The sequence below is a fragment of the Paracoccus ferrooxidans genome, from assembly GCF_029909815.1.
Taxonomy (GTDB): Bacteria; Pseudomonadota; Alphaproteobacteria; order Rhodobacterales; family Rhodobacteraceae; genus Paracoccus; species Paracoccus versutus.
In genome coordinates this window covers 1,278,830-1,295,279 of sequence record NZ_CP038202.1, presented here as the reverse complement: position 1 = coordinate 1,295,279, position 16,450 = coordinate 1,278,830, and the positions used below count along the sequence as shown (strand labels likewise).

Here is a 16,450-nt window from a genome sequence, read left to right as displayed (position 1 = left end):
TAGGAAATTCCCGAAAGGTTTCGGAACGGGCGCAGGCAGGGGCGCCCGATGCTGCGAACGGTGCTGGGAGGCACCTTTACCAAGGGGAGGATGAGGATGGGAAAAATCAGCCGGGGCGCGCTGCGCCCGGTCGCATTGGCCGCGCTGCTGGGCAGCATCGCGCTGCCTGCCGTGGCGGACGAGCTGTTCTATGTCGCCGGCGGCGTGGGCAAGCAGGCCGAGCATTTCAAGGATCTGGTCAAGCCCTGGGAGGAACGCACCGGCCACACGGTGACGCTGGTGCCGATGCCGCAGTCCAGCTCGGACCAGTTCGCGCAATACCGGCTGTGGCTGGCGGCGGGGACGGCGGATGTGGACCTCTATCAGACCGACGTGATCTGGGCGCCGCAGCTGTCCGAATATTTCGTCGACCTGTCCGAGGCGGCCAAGGATATTGTCGGCGAGCATTTCCCCTCGGTCATCGAAAGCCAGACCTCGGACGGCAAGCTGGTGGCGCTGCCGCTTTATACCGATGCCCCGGCGCTTTACTACCGCACCGACCTGCTGGAGAAATACGGCAAGCCGGTGCCCAAGACCTGGGCCGAGCTGACCGAGACCGCCAAGCTGGTCCAGGACGGCGAGCGCGCCGAAGGCCAGGGCGATCTGTGGGGCTTCGTCTGGCAGGGCAATGCCTATGAGGGGCTGACCTGCAACGCGCTGGAATGGGTGAAGTCCTTTGGCGGCGGCCAGATCGTCGAGGCGGACGGCACCATCTCGATCAACAATCCGCAGGCGGTGGCGGCGCTGGAATTGGCGGCCGGCTGGATCGGCACCATCAGCCCGCGCGGCGTGCTGGCGCACAAGGAAGAAGAGGCGCGCGGCGTCTGGCAGACCGGCAATGCCGTTTTCATGCGCAACTGGCCCTATGCCTTCGCGCTGAGCGCGGGCGCGGACAGCGCGGTCAAGGGCAAGTTCGACGTGGCGCCGCTGCCCGCCGGCACCGAAGAGGCCGGCTCGGCCGCGACCCTGGGCGGCTGGAACGTCGCGGTGTCGAAATTCTCGACCAAGCAGGAGGCGGCGGTCGACCTGGCGCTTTATCTCGCCTCGGCCGAGGCGCAGAAGCGTCGCGCGCTGCTGGACGGCAACCTGCCGACCGTGGTCGCGCTTTACGACGACCCCGAGATTGCCGAGGCGGTGCCGCTGATCCCGCGCTGGAAAGAGGTCTTCGCCGATGCGGTGCCGCGTCCCTCGGGGCCGACCAAGAGCAAGTATAACGAGGTCTCGTCGAAATTCTGGTCGGCCGTGCATGACACGCTGTCTGGCAACGGCACCGCGGCCGAGAACCTGGAACTGCTGGAGCTGGACCTGAGCGACATGCAGGGTTCGGGCTGGTAAGGCGCTTGGCGGGGGCCGGCGCGCAAGCCCGCCGGCCCCGAGCGGCCCTTGCGGCCGATGAGGAGTTTCCCCCATGACTGACCCCATCGCGGGCCGCCCCGGCGGTCCCAGCCTGCGGCAGCGTCGGCAAAGGGCGGCCTTCTGGTTCCTGGCCCCCATGCTTTTCGCGCTGCTCTGCGTCGCGGCCTGGCCGCTGGCGCGCACCATCTGGTTCTCGTTCACCAACACCACGCTGTCGAACCTCTATGGCGGCGAATGGATCGGCTTCGACAACTACCTGTCGATGCGCACGCTGTCCTCGGGCCGGGTGGTCTGGCGCGGCACGCTGGTCGATCCGGCCTGGTGGAACGCGGTCTGGAACACCGTCCGCTTCTCGCTGATCTCGGTCGGGTTCGAGACGGTGCTGGGCCTGATCGTCGCCCTGGTGCTGAATGCCGAGTTCAAGGGCCGCGCGCTGGTGCGCGCCGCCATCCTGATCCCCTGGGCGATCCCGACCATCGTCTCGGCCAAGATGTGGGCCTGGATGCTGAACGACCAGTTCGGGATCCTGAACGACATCCTGCTGCGGCTGGGGCTGATCGGCGAGAAGATCGCCTGGACCGCCAGCACCGAGACGGCGATGACCGCTGTGCTGATCGTGGACATCTGGAAGACCACGCCCTTCATGGCGCTGCTGATCCTGGCCGGGTTGCAGATGGTGCCGCGCGACATCTACGAGGCGGCGCGGATCGACGGCATCCACCCGGTCAAGGTGTTCTTCCGCGTCACCCTGCCGCTGATCAAGCCGGCGCTGATGGTGGCGGTGATCTTTCGCATGCTCGACGCGCTGCGCATCTTCGACCTGATCTATGTGCTGACGCCGAACAGCTCGGCCACCAAGACCATGTCGGTCATCAGCCGCGAGAACATGATCGACTTCGACAAGTTCGCCTATGGCGCGGCGCAATCGACGCTGCTGTTCGCGATTATCGCCGTCTTCGTCAGCGCCTATATCTGGCTCGGCCGCGTGGACCTGGGCGGGGAGGGCTCGAAATGACCCGTCACAAGCTGCTGAAACAGATCGGCTTTTATGCGCTGGTCGTGGTGATCGTCGTCTTTTCGGTCTTTCCCTTCTACTATGCCGTCGTGACCAGCTTCGCCTCGGGGACGGCGCTGTTTCGGGTGAACTACCTGCCCGCGGGGTTCGACCTGCGCAATTACCAGGCGGTGCTGGGGTCGAAGAACTTCCTTTACTCCATCGGCAACTCGCTGGTGATCGCCACGGCCACGGTGGGGCTGTCGCTGTTCCTGGGCGTCACCGCCTCATATGCGCTGGCGCGGGTGCGGTTCCGGGGGCGGGGCCTGCTGCTGATGACCATCCTGGCCGTGTCGATGTTTCCGCAGATCGCGGTGCTGGCCGGGCTGTTCGAGCTGGTGCGCTTCCTGGGCATCTTCAACACCCATTGGGCGATGATCCTGTCCTATACGATCTTCACGCTGCCCTTTACCGTCTGGGTGCTGACCACCTTCATGCGCGACCTGCCGGTCGAGATCGAGGAGGCGGCGATCGTCGACGGCGCCAGCCCCTGGATCATCATCACCCGCGTCTTCCTGCCGCTGCTGTGGCCGGCGATGGTGACGACCGGGCTTCTGGCCTTCATCGGCGCCTGGAACGAGTTCCTGTTCGCGCTGACCTTCACCAGCACCGAAAGCATGCGCACCGTGCCGGTGGCCATCGGCCTGCTTTCGGGCGCGTCCGAGCAGGAGATCCCCTGGGGCCCGATCATGGCCGCCTCGGTCATCGTGACGGTGCCGCTGATCGTCCTCGTCCTCATTTTCCAGCGCAAGATCGTGGCGGGCCTGACCGCCGGCGGCGTGAAAGGTTGAACCATGGCCAAGATCGAGTTGAAGAACGTCACCAAGTCCTATGGCGGCTTGCAGGTCATCAAGGGCATCGACCTGGAGATCCGCAAGGGCGAGTTCATGGTCTTCGTCGGCCCCTCGGGCTGCGGCAAGTCCACGCTGTTGCGGCTGATCTCGGGGCTCGAGGAGATCACCACCGGCGACATGCTGTTCGACGGGCAGCGGGTGAACGACCTGATGCCCTCGGACCGCGGCATCGCCATGGTGTTCCAGAGCTATGCGCTTTACCCGCATATGAAGGTCTATGACAACATGGCCTTCGGCATGAAGCTGGCCAAGGCCGGCAAGGCCGAGATCGACCGCCGCGTGCGCGAGGCGGCGCGGCTCTTGCAGATCGAGCATCTGCTGGACCGCCTGCCCAAGCAGCTGTCGGGCGGCCAGCGCCAGCGCGTCGCCATCGGCCGCGCCATCGTGCGCGACCCGCGCGTCTTTCTGTTCGACGAGCCGCTGTCGAACCTCGACGCGGCGCTGCGGGTGCAGACGCGGCTGGAGATCGCCAGGCTGCACCACGGCATGGAGGACGTGACGATGATCTACGTCACCCATGACCAGGTCGAGGCGATGACGCTGGCCGACCGCATCGCCGTGCTGCGCGACGGCAAGCTGGAGCAGGTCGGCACCCCGGCCGAGCTTTACGAGCGGCCGAACTCGACCTTCGTCGCGGGCTTCATCGGCAGTCCCAAGATGAACTTCCTGACCGACGGTTTCGCCCATGCGCATGACTGCGCGACCCTGGGCATCCGGCCCGAGCATATCGACATCGTCGAGGCCGGTCCCTGGTCGGGCGAGGTCGTCCATGCCGAGGATCTGGGCGCCGACCATTACCTTTTCGTCGAGATCGGCGCGGCCGAGCCCATGGTCGTGCGCCAGCCGGGCAAGCTGGCCCTGCCGCTGGGCACGCGGCTGAGCCTTGGGCCGCGCGAAGGCCACCTGCACCGTTTCGACGCCAAGGACGCGCCGATCCGCTGAACCCACCACCCGTTCCCGCAGGGAACAACAAGGAGCGATGAATGACCATCCGAGTCACTGTCTGGGGCGAGAACGTCCACGAGCAGAAGAACAAGACCGTCGCCGGGATCTACCCGGACGGCATGCACAACACCATCGCCGCGGCGCTGAACCGCGATAGCGGCATCGCGGCCGGCAGCGTGACCCTGCAAGACCCCGAGCATGGGCTGACCGCCGAAAAGCTGGCCCAGACCGACGTGCTGATCTGGTGGGGCCATTGCGCCCATGGCGAGGTGCAGGACGCGGTGGTCGAGCGCGTGGCCGAGGCGGTCTGGTCCGGCATGGGCATGATCTTCCTGCATTCGGCGCATTTCTCGAAGCCCTTCAAGCGGCTGATGGGCACGCCCTGCAACCTGACCTGGCGCGAGGCGGGCGAGCGCGAGCGGCTGTGGCTGACCTCGCGCAACCATCCCATCGCCGCCGGCCTGCCCGATCATTTCGAGCTGGAGCACGAAGAGATGTATGGCGAGCCCTTCGGCGTGCCCGAGCCGCTGGAGACCGTCTTCGTCAGCTGGTTCGCGGGCGGCGAGGTGTTCCGCTCGGGCCTGACCTACAAGCGCGGGGCCGGCAACGTGTTCTATTTCCGCCCCGGTCACGAGACCTATCCGACCTATCACGACGCCAATGTGCAGCGGGTGATCCTGAACGCGGTGAAATGGGCGCATAACCCGGCCGCGCGCCTGGCCGAGCCGACCGTCGCGCCCAATGTCCCGGTCGAGCAGGCGCTGGAGCCGATCGAGGAGCGCGGTCCCAAGCTGCACGCCGCCGGCGAAGAGGGCTATCGCTGATGGTCCGGCTTCTCGTCATCGGCACCGGCGGCATGGCGGCGAACCATGCCCGCGCCTTCGCCGCCATGCCCGGCGTCGAGCTGGTCGGCGGCGTCGATCCGCGGCCCGAGCCGCTGGCCGCCTTCAACGCCGAGCACGGCATCGCCCGCGGCTTTGCCAGCCTGGACGAGGCGCTGGCCTGGGGCGCATTCGACGCCGCGACCAACGTGACGCCGGATGCCGCGCATTACCCGACCACCATGCCGCTGCTGGCGGCGGGCAAGCATGTGCTTTGCGAAAAGCCGCTGGCCACCAATGCCACGGATGCGGAGGCGATGGCCGAGGCGGCGGCGCGGGCGGGCGTGGTGAACATGGTCAATCTCAGCTATCGCGACGTGCCGGCGCTGCAAAAGGCCGCGGCCATGGTGCGCGCGGGCGAGATCGGCGAGGTGCGGCATTTCGAGGCGAGCTACCTGCAAAGCTGGCTGACCCAGCCCGGCTGGGGCGACTGGCGCACCGACCCGAAATGGCTGTGGCGGGTGTCGACCGCGCATGGCTCCAAGGGCGTGCTGGGCGACGTGGGCATCCATATCCTCGACTTCGCCACCTGTATCGCCGGGCAGGACGCGGCGCAGGTTTCCTGCCTGCTCAAGACCTTTGACAAGGCGCCGGGCGGGCGGATCGGGGACTATGTGCTGGACGCCAACGACAGCGCCACCATGCAGATCGTGCTGGAGAACGGCGCGCTGGGGACGGTGGCGGCGACGCGCTTTGCCAGCGGGCACCTGAACGACCTGCGGCTGCGGATCTACGGCGACCGCGGCGGGCTGGAGGTCGGCTTCGAGAACCGCGTGAGCCGGCTGCGCGCCTGCCTGTCGCCGGACCTGGAGACCGCCGCCTGGCACGAGGTCGAATGCCCGCCGGTGCCGACGATCTACCAGCGCTTCATCGCCGCGATCCGGGGCGAGGGCGCGGCCGATCCCGATTTCGCCCGCGGCGCGGCGCTGCAACGCCTGCTGGACCGGGCCGAGGAATCCTCGGTCGAGTCCGGCCTTAGCCTCGCCGTCTAGGCGCAACCGATCCGGCGGCGGCCTTCTCCTCCCTGCCGCCGCCGGACATCCCGCAAGGAGCATGGCATGACCCAGACCGTTCATCGCGCGCCCCGCATCCGCCTTGGCATGGTCGGCGGCGGGCAGGGCGCCTTCATTGGCGGCGTGCATCGCATCGCCGCCCGGATCGACGACCAGTATGAGCTGGTCGCGGGCTGCTTTTCCTCGACGCCGGAAAAAAGCGCGGCCTCGGCGGCGGAACTGGGCGTGGGCCGCGCCTATGGCGATTTCGCGCAGATGGCCATGCGCGAGGCGCGGCGCAAGGACGGGATCGAGGCGGTGGCCATCGTCACCCCGAACCACCTGCACGCCCCCGTCGCCCGCGCGTTCCTGAAACGCGGCATCCATGTGATCTGCGACAAGCCCCTGACCGCGACCCTGCCCGAGGCGCGCAAGCTGGCCAATGCCGCCGCGGATTCGGATGCGCTGTTCGTGCTGACCCACAACTACACCGGCTATCCGATGGTGCGGCAGGCCCGCGCCATGATCGCATCGGGCGAGCTGGGCGAGATCCGGCTGGTGCAGGTCGAATATGCCCAGGACTGGCTGGCCGAGCCCATCGAGCAGGCGGGCAACAAGCAGGCCGGCTGGCGCACCGATCCGGCGCAATCCGGCGCGGGCGGGGCCATCGGCGACATCGGCACCCATGCCTTCAACCTGGCCGGCTTCGTCACCGGGCTGGAGCTGGAGGCGCTGGCCGCCGACCTGCAAAGCTTCGTGCCCGGCCGTCCGGTCGACGACAACGGCCATGTGCTGCTGCGCTATCGCGGCAGGGCGCGCGGGATGCTGTGGTGTTCGCAGGTCGCCTCGGGTTGCGAGAACGCGCTGCGGCTGCGGGTCTATGGCAGCCGCGCCGGGCTCGAATGGGCGCAGGAGGAACCCAATGCCCTGTGGGTCACGCCTCTGGGCCGGCCGCGCTATCGGCTGTCGCGCGGCGGTGCCGGCACCGGGGCCGAGGCCGCGCGCCTGACCCGCATCCCCGCCGGCCACCCCGAGGGCTATCTGGAGGGCTTCGCGAACATCTATGCCGAGGCGGCGCGCGCCATCCTGGCCCGCCGCGACGGGGCCGCGCCCGACCCGGAGGTGGTCTTTCCCGGCATCCGAGAGGGGCTGGAGGGCGTGGCCTTCGTCGATGCCTGCCTGCGTTCCAGCAAGCGCAACGGCGCCTGGGTCGCGTTGGCGCTCTAGCAGGCTGCTGAAAAAGGATTTTAAGAGGGCACGCAGCAGAAATCGTTCTGGATCCAGCTAATATCGGCCCGGAAACGGGGTGTTTTCGGCAAATTTGAGGTGGATTTCCCGGTTCCCCGCCCGCACTGTCCTGTCGCAAGGACTTTTTCAGCAGCCTGCTAGGCCCCGGCAGGGCCCGGCATTCCGCGCGATTGTCGCGCCGGTCCAGCGCCGGCCATTGTTCATGCCGCCCCGGCCATGCTACCTCGCGCCGCGAGAATGGAGGCGCGCGTGATCCTTTGCGAATTCGGTCCTGACGGCAAGCCGGTCCTGTTCCGGGATCCGCGGGAAGTGCTGGTGGTCACGCGCCCCGAGGACGCCCTTGCCGCGCTTGACCATCTCGAGGCCCGGCGCCGGCAGGGGGCCTGGATCGCGGGCTACCTGTCCTATGAGCTGGGCTATGCGCTGGAGCCGGTGCTGGCGCGCGACATGCCGGCCGGCCGGCGCACGCCGCTCATGGCCTTCGCCGTCCATGACGCGCCCGAGCCCGCGCCGGCGCTGCCCGCGGGCGACGCGGCCCGGCTGGCGCCGCTGGAGCCGATGATCTCGCCGCAGGATTATGCCGCGGCCTTTGCCCGCACCCGCGACTATATCGCGGCGGGGGATTGCTACCAGATCAACCTGACCTTTCCCATCCGCTCGCGCCTGATCTCCGGCTCGGCGTTGGAGCTTTACGCCGCGCTGGCCGCGCGCCAGCCGGTCGGCTTCGGCGCCTATGCCGACCTGGGGCAGGGGCCGGTGGTGGTCTCGCGCTCGCCCGAGCTGTTCTTTCGCCTGGATGCGCAGGGCCGGATCGAGGCGCGGCCGATGAAGGGCACCGCGCCGCGCGACCCCGATCCGGCGCGCGACGCGGCCTTGGCGGCGGGGCTGGCGGCATCGGAAAAGAACCGGGCCGAGAACCTGATGATCGTCGACCTGCTGCGCAACGACATCGCCCGCATCTCGCGCGTGGGTTCGGTGCGGGTGCCCGAGCTTTTCGCCGTGGACAGCTTTGCCACCGTCCACCAGATGAGTTCGCGCGTGGTGGGCCAGCTGGAGCGCCCGGCGGACCTGGGCGCGCTGCTGCGGGCGCTGTTTCCCTGCGGCTCGATCACCGGCGCGCCCAAGATCCGCGCCATGCAGATCATCCGCGAGGTCGAGCCGTTCCCGCGCGGCGTCTATTGCGGCGCCATCGGCTGGATGGCGCCGGACGGGGCGGCCTGTTTCTCGGTCGCGATCCGCACGCTGTCGGTCTGGCCGGATGGCGAGGTCACGCTGAACGTCGGCGGCGGCGTGGTGCAGGATTCGACCGCCGAAGGCGAATGGGAGGAGGCGCTATGGAAAGCCCGCTACGCGCAGGATCTGACGACCCCGATCTGAGGCTGATCGAGACGGTGCTGTGGGACGGCGCCGGCTGCCCGCGGATCGAGGGGCACCTGGCGCGGCTGGTGGCGGGGGCGCGGGCGCTTGGCTGGCCCTGCGATCCGCAGGCCGCCCGCGCCGCGCTGGTCGCACCTGCGGGCCAGCCCGCGCGGCTGCGGTTGACGCTGGACCGGGCTGGGCGGATCGAGGTGACGCGCGGCCCATTGCCGCAGTCGCGGCCGGAGTGGCGGCTGGCGCTGGCCGGGACGCGGCTGCGCTCGGACGATCCCTGGCTGCGGCTCAAGACCACGCGGCGGGCGCATTACGACGCCGCCCGCGCCGCCCTGCCCGAGGGGATCGAGGAGGCGGTCTTCCTGAACGAGCGCGGCGAGGTCTGCGACGGCACCATCACCACGGTCTTCTTCGACCGCGGGCAGGGGATGCGCACGCCGCCCCTGTCCTGCGGGCTTTTGCCGGGCGTGCTGCGCGCCGGGATGCTGGCCGAGGGCACCTGCCGCGAAGAGCTGCTGCCGGCCGAGGATCTGCCCCGCGTCCGGCTGTGGGTCGGCAATGCGCTGCGCGGCCTGATCCCCGCCGCCTGGGCGGGCTGAGCCGGTCAGGCCAGCGCCGCCAGCTCGCGTGCGGCGCGCTGCAGCGCCGGCAGATGCGTCATCGCCGTTTCCAGCGACATGCGCTGCACCGGCGCGTGGAAGGTCACGGCGGCCAGAACCCGGCCGCGCGCATCCAGCGCCGGGACCGAGATGCCGACCATGCCGGGAATGAACTCCTGGTCGTCGACGGCATGGCCCTGTTCGCGCACCCGCGCCAGTTCCTCGCGCAGGCTTTCGGCCGAGGCGAAGGTGTTCGGCGTATGCGGTTGCAGCCGGGCATGGCGCAGGAAATGCTCGACGCTCTGCGGGTTCATGAAGGCCAGGCAGACCTTGCCGGCCGCGGTGGCATGCAGCGGGATGCGGGTGCCCAGCCGGATCACCAGCCGCAAGGGCCAGGTGGTCTCGACCCGGTCCACATAGACCAGCGTGTCCCCTTCGGGGATCGAGATCGAGCAGGTCTCGCCCACGGCGGCGAACACTCGCACCAGCACGTCGTGGCGCGGCAGGTCGTATTGGCCGGCATGCATGACGCCCAGCATCATCTGCCGCAGCTTGAGGCCGGGCAGGTAGCTGCGCCCGTCAAGCTGGCGCGACAGGTAGCCCTCTTGCTCCAGATGGGCGACCAGGCGGTGGATGGTGGGCTTGGGCAGGCCCAGGGCGGCATTGATCTCGGTCGCGGTCATCGGGCGGGCCTCGCGCGCCAGCACTTCCAGGATCTGGAGGTTTCGCAGGCTGGGCGGCACAGGGGAATTGTCTTGGAACTCTTGCATGGCCTGGAACCCGATCACTTCACCGTCCTTTTTACCGCAGGACGGGCCGAGGTCCAGACGCCAAGGCCGGGCAAGGCCGCTTGTCCCCTTGCCGCGGCGTAGCATTTGCGTTGCCCGAGCGTCATCCATGGGTTAGGAACCGCGACTCACGGGCCCGGCGCTCTGGTATCGGGGGCCGGGCGCATTATATCCGGGGTGACTGCGACGCGGGCAGAGTGGGGGGACCGAATGCTCGATCTGACGACCATCCGCAGCGAGCTGGGCTCGCATTACGATCTCGAGCCCTCGCTCGAGCTGGCCGAGCGCATGGCCGATATCCATGCCCGGATGGGTCGCGTCATGCCCTGGCCCGACTGGGCGATCCATGCCCCCTATGTCGCCGCGATCAACAAGCTCAAGAAGGAACGCGGCGCCGTGGTGCTGGCGCATAACTACATGACGCCGCAGATCTATCACGGCATCTCGGACGTGGTGGGCGACAGCCTGGCGCTGGCCATCGCCGCGACCAAGGTCGAGGCCGAGGTGATCGTGCAATGCGGCGTGCATTTCATGGCCGAGACCTCGAAGATTCTGAACCCGCAAAAGACCGTGTTGATGCCCGACATGGCGGCCGGCTGCTCGCTTGCCGAAAGCATCACCGCCGAGGGCATCGCCGAGATGCGCGCCCGCTATCCCGGCGCGCCGGTGGTCAGCTACGTCAACACCACCGCCGAGGTGAAGGCGGCGTCCGACATCTGCTGCACCTCGGCCAATGCGGCGCAGATCGTCGCGGCCATGGACAGCGACACCGTCATCATGACGCCCGACAAGTGGCTGGCGCAGAACGTCGCCAACAAGGTGCCGCAAAAGCGCATCGTCTGGTGGGACGGCGCCTGCATCGTGCATGAGCAGTTCACCGCGCAGGACCTGCGCGACTTTCGCGACTGGAATCCGGGGCTGAAGATCATCGCCCATCCCGAATGCCCGCCCGATGTGGTGGCCGAAGCCGACTATGCCGGCTCGACCGCCAATATCCAGGGCTGGGTCGAGACCGAGCGGCCGAAGCAGGTGATGCTGGTCACGGAATGCTCGATGGCCTCGAACATCTCGGACGCCAATCCCGGGGTCGAGTTCCTGGGCCCCTGCAACATGTGCCCCTACATGCAGAAGATCACGCTGGAAAAGGTGCTGTGGTCGCTGCACACCATGACCGGCGTGGTCGAGGTCGATCCCAAGGTCGCGGACCGCGCCCGCCTGGCGGTGCAGCGCATGATCGACCTGTCGCAGCGCCTGGCGGCCTGAGGTGCGCGAGGTCTCGACCGGCCGCGTCATCATCGTCGGCGCCGGTCTGGGCGCGCTTTACGCGGCGCTGAAACTGGCGCCGCGCCCGGTGCTGATGATCTCGCCCGAGGTTCTGGGGCAGGGCGCAAGCTCGGCCTGGGCGCAGGGCGGGGTGGCGGCGGCCATGGACCCGGCCGACAGCGCCGAGGCCCATGCCCGCGACACGCTGCGCGCCGGCGCCGGCACCGTCGATCCCGCCATCGCCCAGCTGGTCACGGACGAGGCGCGGGCGCATATCCTGGACCTGACCCGGCTCGGCACCCCCTTCGACCGCAAGCCGGACGGCGGCTATGTGCTGTCGCGCGAGGCGGCGCACAGCTTTGCCCGCGTCGTGCGGGTGCGCGGCGACCAGGCCGGGGCCGAGATCATGCGCGCGCTGGTCGCCTGCCTGCGCGAGGCGCCCTCGGTGCAGGTGCTGGAGGGCGTCATGGCCACCGGCTTGCGCGTCGAGGGCGGCGCGGTCGCGGGGGTCGAGGTCACGCTTTCGGGCCCGCAGGGCTCGGCGCCGGTCCTGATCCGGGCGCCGGGCGTGCTGCTGGCGGGCGGCGGCTCGGGCGGGCTTTACGCGTTGACGACGAACCCGCCGCGCATCCGCGGCCAGGTGATCGGCATGGCGGCGCGGGCGGGGGCCGAGATCGCCGATGTGGAATTCGTGCAGTTCCATCCCACCGCCGTCGACTGCGGCGAAGACCCGGCGCCGCTGGCCACCGAGGCGCTGCGCGGCGAGGGGGCGCAGCTGCTGAACCGGCTGGGCGAGCGCTTCATGCTGGCGGTGCATCCCGATGCCGAGCTGGCGCCGCGCGACGTGGTGGCGCGCGCGATCTATGCGCAAAGCCAGGCCGGGCTGCGGCCGGTGCTGGACACCCGCGCCTGCCTGGGCGACCGCATCCTGAGCGAATTCCCGGCCGTCGCGGGGGCCTGCTCGCGGGCGGGGATCGACCCCACCCGCGAGCAGATCCCGGTGGCGGCCGCGGCGCATTACCACATGGGCGGGGTGGCGGTGGATGACGAGGGGCGGGCCAGCCTCGACCGGCTGTGGGTCTGCGGCGAGGCGAGTTCGACCGGGCTGCATGGCGCGAACCGGCTGGCCTCGAACGGGCTTTTGGAGGCGCTGGTCTTTGCCCGCCGCTGCGCGCTGTCGATCGAGGCGCGGCTGGGCCCGGCGGCGCAGGACGCGCCGGAAGTCGTGCTGCCCGACCTGCCACCCGGCCCGGTGCCCGACCCGGCGCTGGTCGCCCGCCTGCGCCGCGCCATGACCGAGGGCGCGGGCGTCCTGCGCGACGCCGGGGGCCTGACCCGCTGCCTGCGCGAGATCGCCGCCATCGAGGCCGCGCAGCCCGATTGCCCGGCGCTCTCGAACATGACCGCCACCGCCACGCTGATCGCCGCCGCGGCGCTGATGCGGCAGGAAAGCCGCGGCGCGCATTGCCGCACCGATTTCCCGCAGACCCTGCCCGAAGGGCGCCGCTCGCGCCTGCGGCTGGCGCAGGCGCTGGCCCTGCGCGCCTCGCTTGAACCGGAGACGACATGACCGAGATGCCCCCGCTGCCCGAGATGATCCTGGAACCGCTGGTCCGGGCCGCGCTGACCGAGGATCTGGGCACCTATGGCGACATCACCACCCGCACGGTGATCCCGGCAGGCACCCGCTACCGGGCGCGGATCGTGGCGCGCGAGGCGGGCGTGGCCTCGGGGATGCAGCTGGCGGCCATCGCCTTTCGCCTGATCGACCCAGGCTTGGACTGGCGGCTGCACCATGCCGACGGCAGCCGCTTCCAGCCCGGCGACACGCTGGCCGAGATCGAGGGCGAGGCGGCCTCGATCCTCTCGGCCGAGCGGGTGGCGCTGAACTTCGCCGGCCGGCTGGCGGGCATCGCCACGCAGACGGCGGCCTTCGTGGCCGAGACGGCGGGAACGCGCGCGCGCATCACCTGCACCCGCAAGACCACGCCCGGCCTGCGGCTGGTCGAGAAACAGGCGGTGCTGCACGGCGGCGGCTTCAACCATCGTTTCAGCCTGTCCGACGCCATCCTGATCAAGGACAACCACATCGCCGCGGCGGGCGGCATCCGGCCGGTCCTGCAAGCGGTCAAGGCCCGCGCCTCGCATATGATGCGGGTCGAGATCGAGGTGGACCGGCTCGACCAGCTCTCCGAGGTGCTGGAGGAGGGCGGCGCCGATGTCGTGCTCTTGGACAACATGGAGACGGCAGAGCTGCGCGAGGCGGTCGCCATGGCCCAGGGCCGCGTGGTGCTGGAGGCTTCGGGCAACATGCGCCTGGCGCGCGTGGCCGAGGTGGCGGCGACGGGGGTCGATTACATCTCGGTGGGCGCGTTGACGCATTCGGCGCGCACGCTGGACCTGGGCCTGGATTTCTGACCGGCCAAAGAGCCGCAGAACATGCGGCCCTTGCCCGGTTTGGCGCAATCCTTTGGCGTGTGGGGCCGGGAACGCGGGCGATTCCGACGATCCGAGCCGGGTTTCGGCACGATATTGCCCGCGTCGGTTAACGCTAACAGAATTTTCTCCCAACCGCTTGCTTTCGATAACGGATGGCTTAAGCCAAGGGGATGACCCGAAAGGATACGGGTGTGCCGAAAGAAGGGTGATCCATGGCCAGGGACGACATGCCCCAAAGCGATTTCCGCGACGCGATCCTGTGGCACCTGGCCTATACGCTGGGCAAGGATCCCGACCACGCGCAGGTCTTCGACTGGCGGTTGGCGCTGAGCCACGCGGTGCGCGACCGCATCGTGGACCGCTGGATGGCGGCGACCCGCGCCACCTATCGCGCCGATGCCAAGCGGGTCTATTACCTGTCGATGGAATTCCTGATCGGACGGCTGCTGCAGGACAATATCGTCAACCTGCAACTGGCCGACGAGGCGCAGGCGGCGGTGGAAAGCTTTGGCCTCGACTATGCCGGGCTGCTGCTGGACGAACCCGACGCGGCGCTTGGCAACGGGGGGCTGGGGCGGCTGGCGGCCTGCTTCATGGAATCGCTGGCCACGCTGGGCTGCCCGGCCTATGGCTATGGCATCCGCTACGAACACGGGCTGTTTCGTCAGAGCTTTGCCGAGGGCCGGCAGGTCGAGGCGCCCGAGGACTGGCTGGAACGGCCCTTCGTCTGGCAGTTCGAGCGCCCCGAGGCGCGCTTTACCCTGGGCTTCGGCGGCCGCGTCGCGACCCGCGACGGCCGGGCGGTCTGGGAACCCGAAAGCTTCGTGCAGGCCGAGGCCTTCGACACGCCGGTCATCGGCTGGCGCGGGGCCTGGGCCAATACGCTGCGGCTCTGGGCCGGGCGGGCGGTCGATCCCTTCGACCTCGACCGCTTCAACGCCGGCGATTTTGCCGCCGCGGCCGAGGCCGAGGCGCTGGCCCGCACCATCTCGCGCGTGCTTTATCCCGAGGATTCGACTGAAAAGGGCAAGCGGCTGCGGCTGACGCAGGAATATTTCTTCTCGGCCGCCTCGATCCGCGACATCCTGCGCCGCTTCGAGGCCGATCATGCCGACCTGCGCCTGTTGCCGCAGAAGGTGGCGATCCAGCTGAACGACACCCATCCCGCCATCGCCGGGCCGGAACTGGTGCGCATCCTGCATGATGAACGCGGCCTGCCCTTTGACGAGGCGGTCGGGATCACCCGCGGCTGCGTCAACTACACCAACCACACGCTTCTGCCCGAGGCGCTGGAAAGCTGGGGCGAGGGGCTGTTTGCCGATCTGCTGCCGCGGCACCTGCAGATCATCGACCGCATCGACGAGGCCGATGCCAAGGCGCATCCCGACCGCCGCAATACCGCGCGCGGCGATGGCAAGGTACGGATGGGCGAGCTGTCCTTCATCCTGTCGAACCGGGTGAACGGCGTCTCGGCCCTGCATACCGGGCTGATGAAGACCACGGTCTTTGCCGACCAGCACCGCATCTGGCCCGACCGCATCGTGAACCAGACCAACGGCGTGACCCCGCGGCGCTGGCTTCTGGGCTGCAACCCGCGGCTGTCGCGGCTGATCACCCAGACCATCGGCGATGGCTGGGTGGGCGATCTGGAGCAGTTGCACGCGCTGGAGCCCCATGTCGCCGACGCCGGCTGGCTGGATGCGTTCGCCGCCGTGAAGGCCGCGAACAAGGCGGACCTGTGCGACTGGATCGCCCGCGAACATGGCGTGGCGCTGAACCCGCAGGCGCTGTTCGACGTGCAGATCAAGCGCATCCACGAATACAAGCGCCAGCACCTGAACATCCTGGAAGCCATCGCGCTGTGGCAGGAGATGCGCGAGAACCCGTCCGCGGACTGGACGGTGCGGGTCAAGATCTTTGGCGGCAAGGCGGCGCCGGGCTATTTCTTCGCCAAGGACATCATCCGGCTGATCAACGACGTGGCTGCCGTCATCAACGCCGATGCGGCGACCAATGAGAAGCTGCAGATCCTCTACCTGCCCAACTACAACGTGACGCTGGCCGAGCGGCTGATCCCGGCCGCCGACCTGTCCGAGCAGATCTCGACGGCGGGCAAGGAGGCATCGGGCACCGGCAACATGAAATTCGCGCTGAACGGCGCGCCGACCATCGGCACGCTGGACGGGGCCAATGTCGAGATCCGGGAACTGGTCGGGGCCGAGAACTTCTTCCTGTTCGGCCTGACCGCCGAGGAGGCCGAGGCCCGCCGCGCCGTCCCCGACCATGCCGCACGCGCGGTCGCAGCCGATCCGCGCCTGACCCGCGCCGTCGAGGCGATCCGCAGCGGCACCTTCAGCCCAGGCGAGCCGGACCGCTATGCGAATATCGTCGAGAACCTGACGCGGGCGGACTATTTCCTCGTCGCTTCGGATTTCGCCGATTACTGGCGGGCGCAGCGCGAGGTCGATTTCGCCTATGCCAACCGGACCGAATGGACGCGCATGGCGGCGCTGAACGTGGCGCGCTCGGGCTGGTTCTCGTCGGATCGCACCATCCGCGGCTACATGCAGGACATCTGGAACGCGCAAAGCCTGCTCGGGCAGGAGTGACGCCGTCGCGGA

At 69.0% G+C, this 16,450-nt stretch carries 14 protein-coding genes; 13 read left to right on the top strand and 1 reads right to left on the bottom strand.

What is annotated here, in order from left to right; translation table 11 throughout:
- Window positions 1–96: 96 nt before the first annotated feature.
- The 9 genes from E3U26_RS23265 to E3U26_RS23225 all read left to right on the top strand — a co-directional run bounded on the left by E3U26_RS23265 (window position 97) and on the right by E3U26_RS23225 (window position 9,339).
- Complete coding sequence (locus E3U26_RS23265) at window positions 97–1,374, top strand: ABC transporter substrate-binding protein (protein WP_499106819.1); 1,278 nt, start codon at window positions 97–99, stop codon at window positions 1,372–1,374.
- Between the two features lie 73 nt (window positions 1,375–1,447).
- The gene (locus tag E3U26_RS23260; RefSeq protein ID WP_028713855.1) at window positions 1,448–2,410 is read left to right on the top strand and encodes a carbohydrate ABC transporter permease; all 963 of its coding nucleotides are present in this window, start codon (window positions 1,448–1,450) and stop codon (window positions 2,408–2,410) included.
- Window positions 2,407–3,240, top strand: a complete 834-nt coding sequence (locus tag E3U26_RS23255; protein ID WP_036753423.1) for a carbohydrate ABC transporter permease — start codon at window positions 2,407–2,409, stop codon at window positions 3,238–3,240. The genes E3U26_RS23260 and E3U26_RS23255 overlap by 4 nt, the downstream gene beginning before the upstream one ends.
- Window positions 3,241–3,243: 3 nt before the next feature.
- On the top strand, window positions 3,244–4,245 hold the full coding sequence (locus E3U26_RS23250; RefSeq protein WP_499106817.1) for an ABC transporter ATP-binding protein: 1,002 nt from the start codon (window positions 3,244–3,246) through the stop codon (window positions 4,243–4,245).
- 41 nt (window positions 4,246–4,286) lie between these two features.
- Complete coding sequence (locus tag E3U26_RS23245) at window positions 4,287–5,072, top strand: ThuA domain-containing protein (protein ID WP_036753417.1); 786 nt, start codon at window positions 4,287–4,289, stop codon at window positions 5,070–5,072.
- Window positions 5,072–6,121, top strand: coding sequence for a Gfo/Idh/MocA family protein (locus E3U26_RS23240; protein WP_449045803.1), 1,050 nt, complete (start codon window positions 5,072–5,074; stop codon window positions 6,119–6,121). The genes E3U26_RS23245 and E3U26_RS23240 overlap by 1 nt, the downstream gene beginning before the upstream one ends.
- A gap of 66 nt (window positions 6,122–6,187) precedes the next feature.
- Window positions 6,188–7,348, top strand: a complete 1,161-nt coding sequence (locus E3U26_RS23235) for a Gfo/Idh/MocA family protein (RefSeq protein ID WP_499106816.1) — start codon at window positions 6,188–6,190, stop codon at window positions 7,346–7,348.
- 270 nt (window positions 7,349–7,618) lie between these two features.
- Entirely contained in the window at window positions 7,619–8,746 is a 1,128-nt protein-coding gene (locus E3U26_RS23230) for an aminodeoxychorismate synthase component I (RefSeq protein WP_499106814.1), read from the top strand.
- Window positions 8,704–9,339, top strand: coding sequence for an aminotransferase class IV family protein (locus tag E3U26_RS23225; protein ID WP_499106813.1), 636 nt, complete (start codon window positions 8,704–8,706; stop codon window positions 9,337–9,339). Before E3U26_RS23230 ends, E3U26_RS23225 begins: the two co-directional genes overlap by 43 nt.
- Window positions 9,340–9,344: 5 nt before the next feature.
- Here E3U26_RS23225 and E3U26_RS23220 read toward each other — a convergent pair whose 3' ends face one another.
- Entirely contained in the window at window positions 9,345–10,109 is a 765-nt protein-coding gene (locus E3U26_RS23220) for an IclR family transcriptional regulator (RefSeq protein ID WP_499106812.1), read from the bottom strand.
- Between the two features lie 228 nt (window positions 10,110–10,337).
- Between E3U26_RS23220 and nadA the strand changes: the two genes are divergently transcribed.
- From nadA to E3U26_RS23200, 4 genes are all read left to right on the top strand, one after another.
- On the top strand, window positions 10,338–11,390 hold the full coding sequence (nadA, locus tag E3U26_RS23215; protein WP_499106810.1) for a quinolinate synthase: 1,053 nt from the start codon (window positions 10,338–10,340) through the stop codon (window positions 11,388–11,390).
- A gap of 1 nt (window position 11,391) precedes the next feature.
- Window positions 11,392–12,960, top strand: a complete 1,569-nt coding sequence (locus E3U26_RS23210) for an L-aspartate oxidase (RefSeq protein WP_499106809.1) — start codon at window positions 11,392–11,394, stop codon at window positions 12,958–12,960.
- Window positions 12,957–13,808 carry a carboxylating nicotinate-nucleotide diphosphorylase gene (gene nadC, locus E3U26_RS23205; protein ID WP_072462242.1) on the top strand — a complete coding sequence of 284 codons (852 nt, stop codon included), beginning with the start codon at window positions 12,957–12,959 and terminating at the stop codon, window positions 13,806–13,808. Before E3U26_RS23210 ends, nadC begins: the two co-directional genes overlap by 4 nt.
- Before the next feature lie 233 nt (window positions 13,809–14,041).
- On the top strand, window positions 14,042–16,438 hold the full coding sequence (locus tag E3U26_RS23200) for a glycogen/starch/alpha-glucan phosphorylase (protein ID WP_499106808.1): 2,397 nt from the start codon (window positions 14,042–14,044) through the stop codon (window positions 16,436–16,438).
- Window positions 16,439–16,450 lie beyond the last annotated feature (12 nt).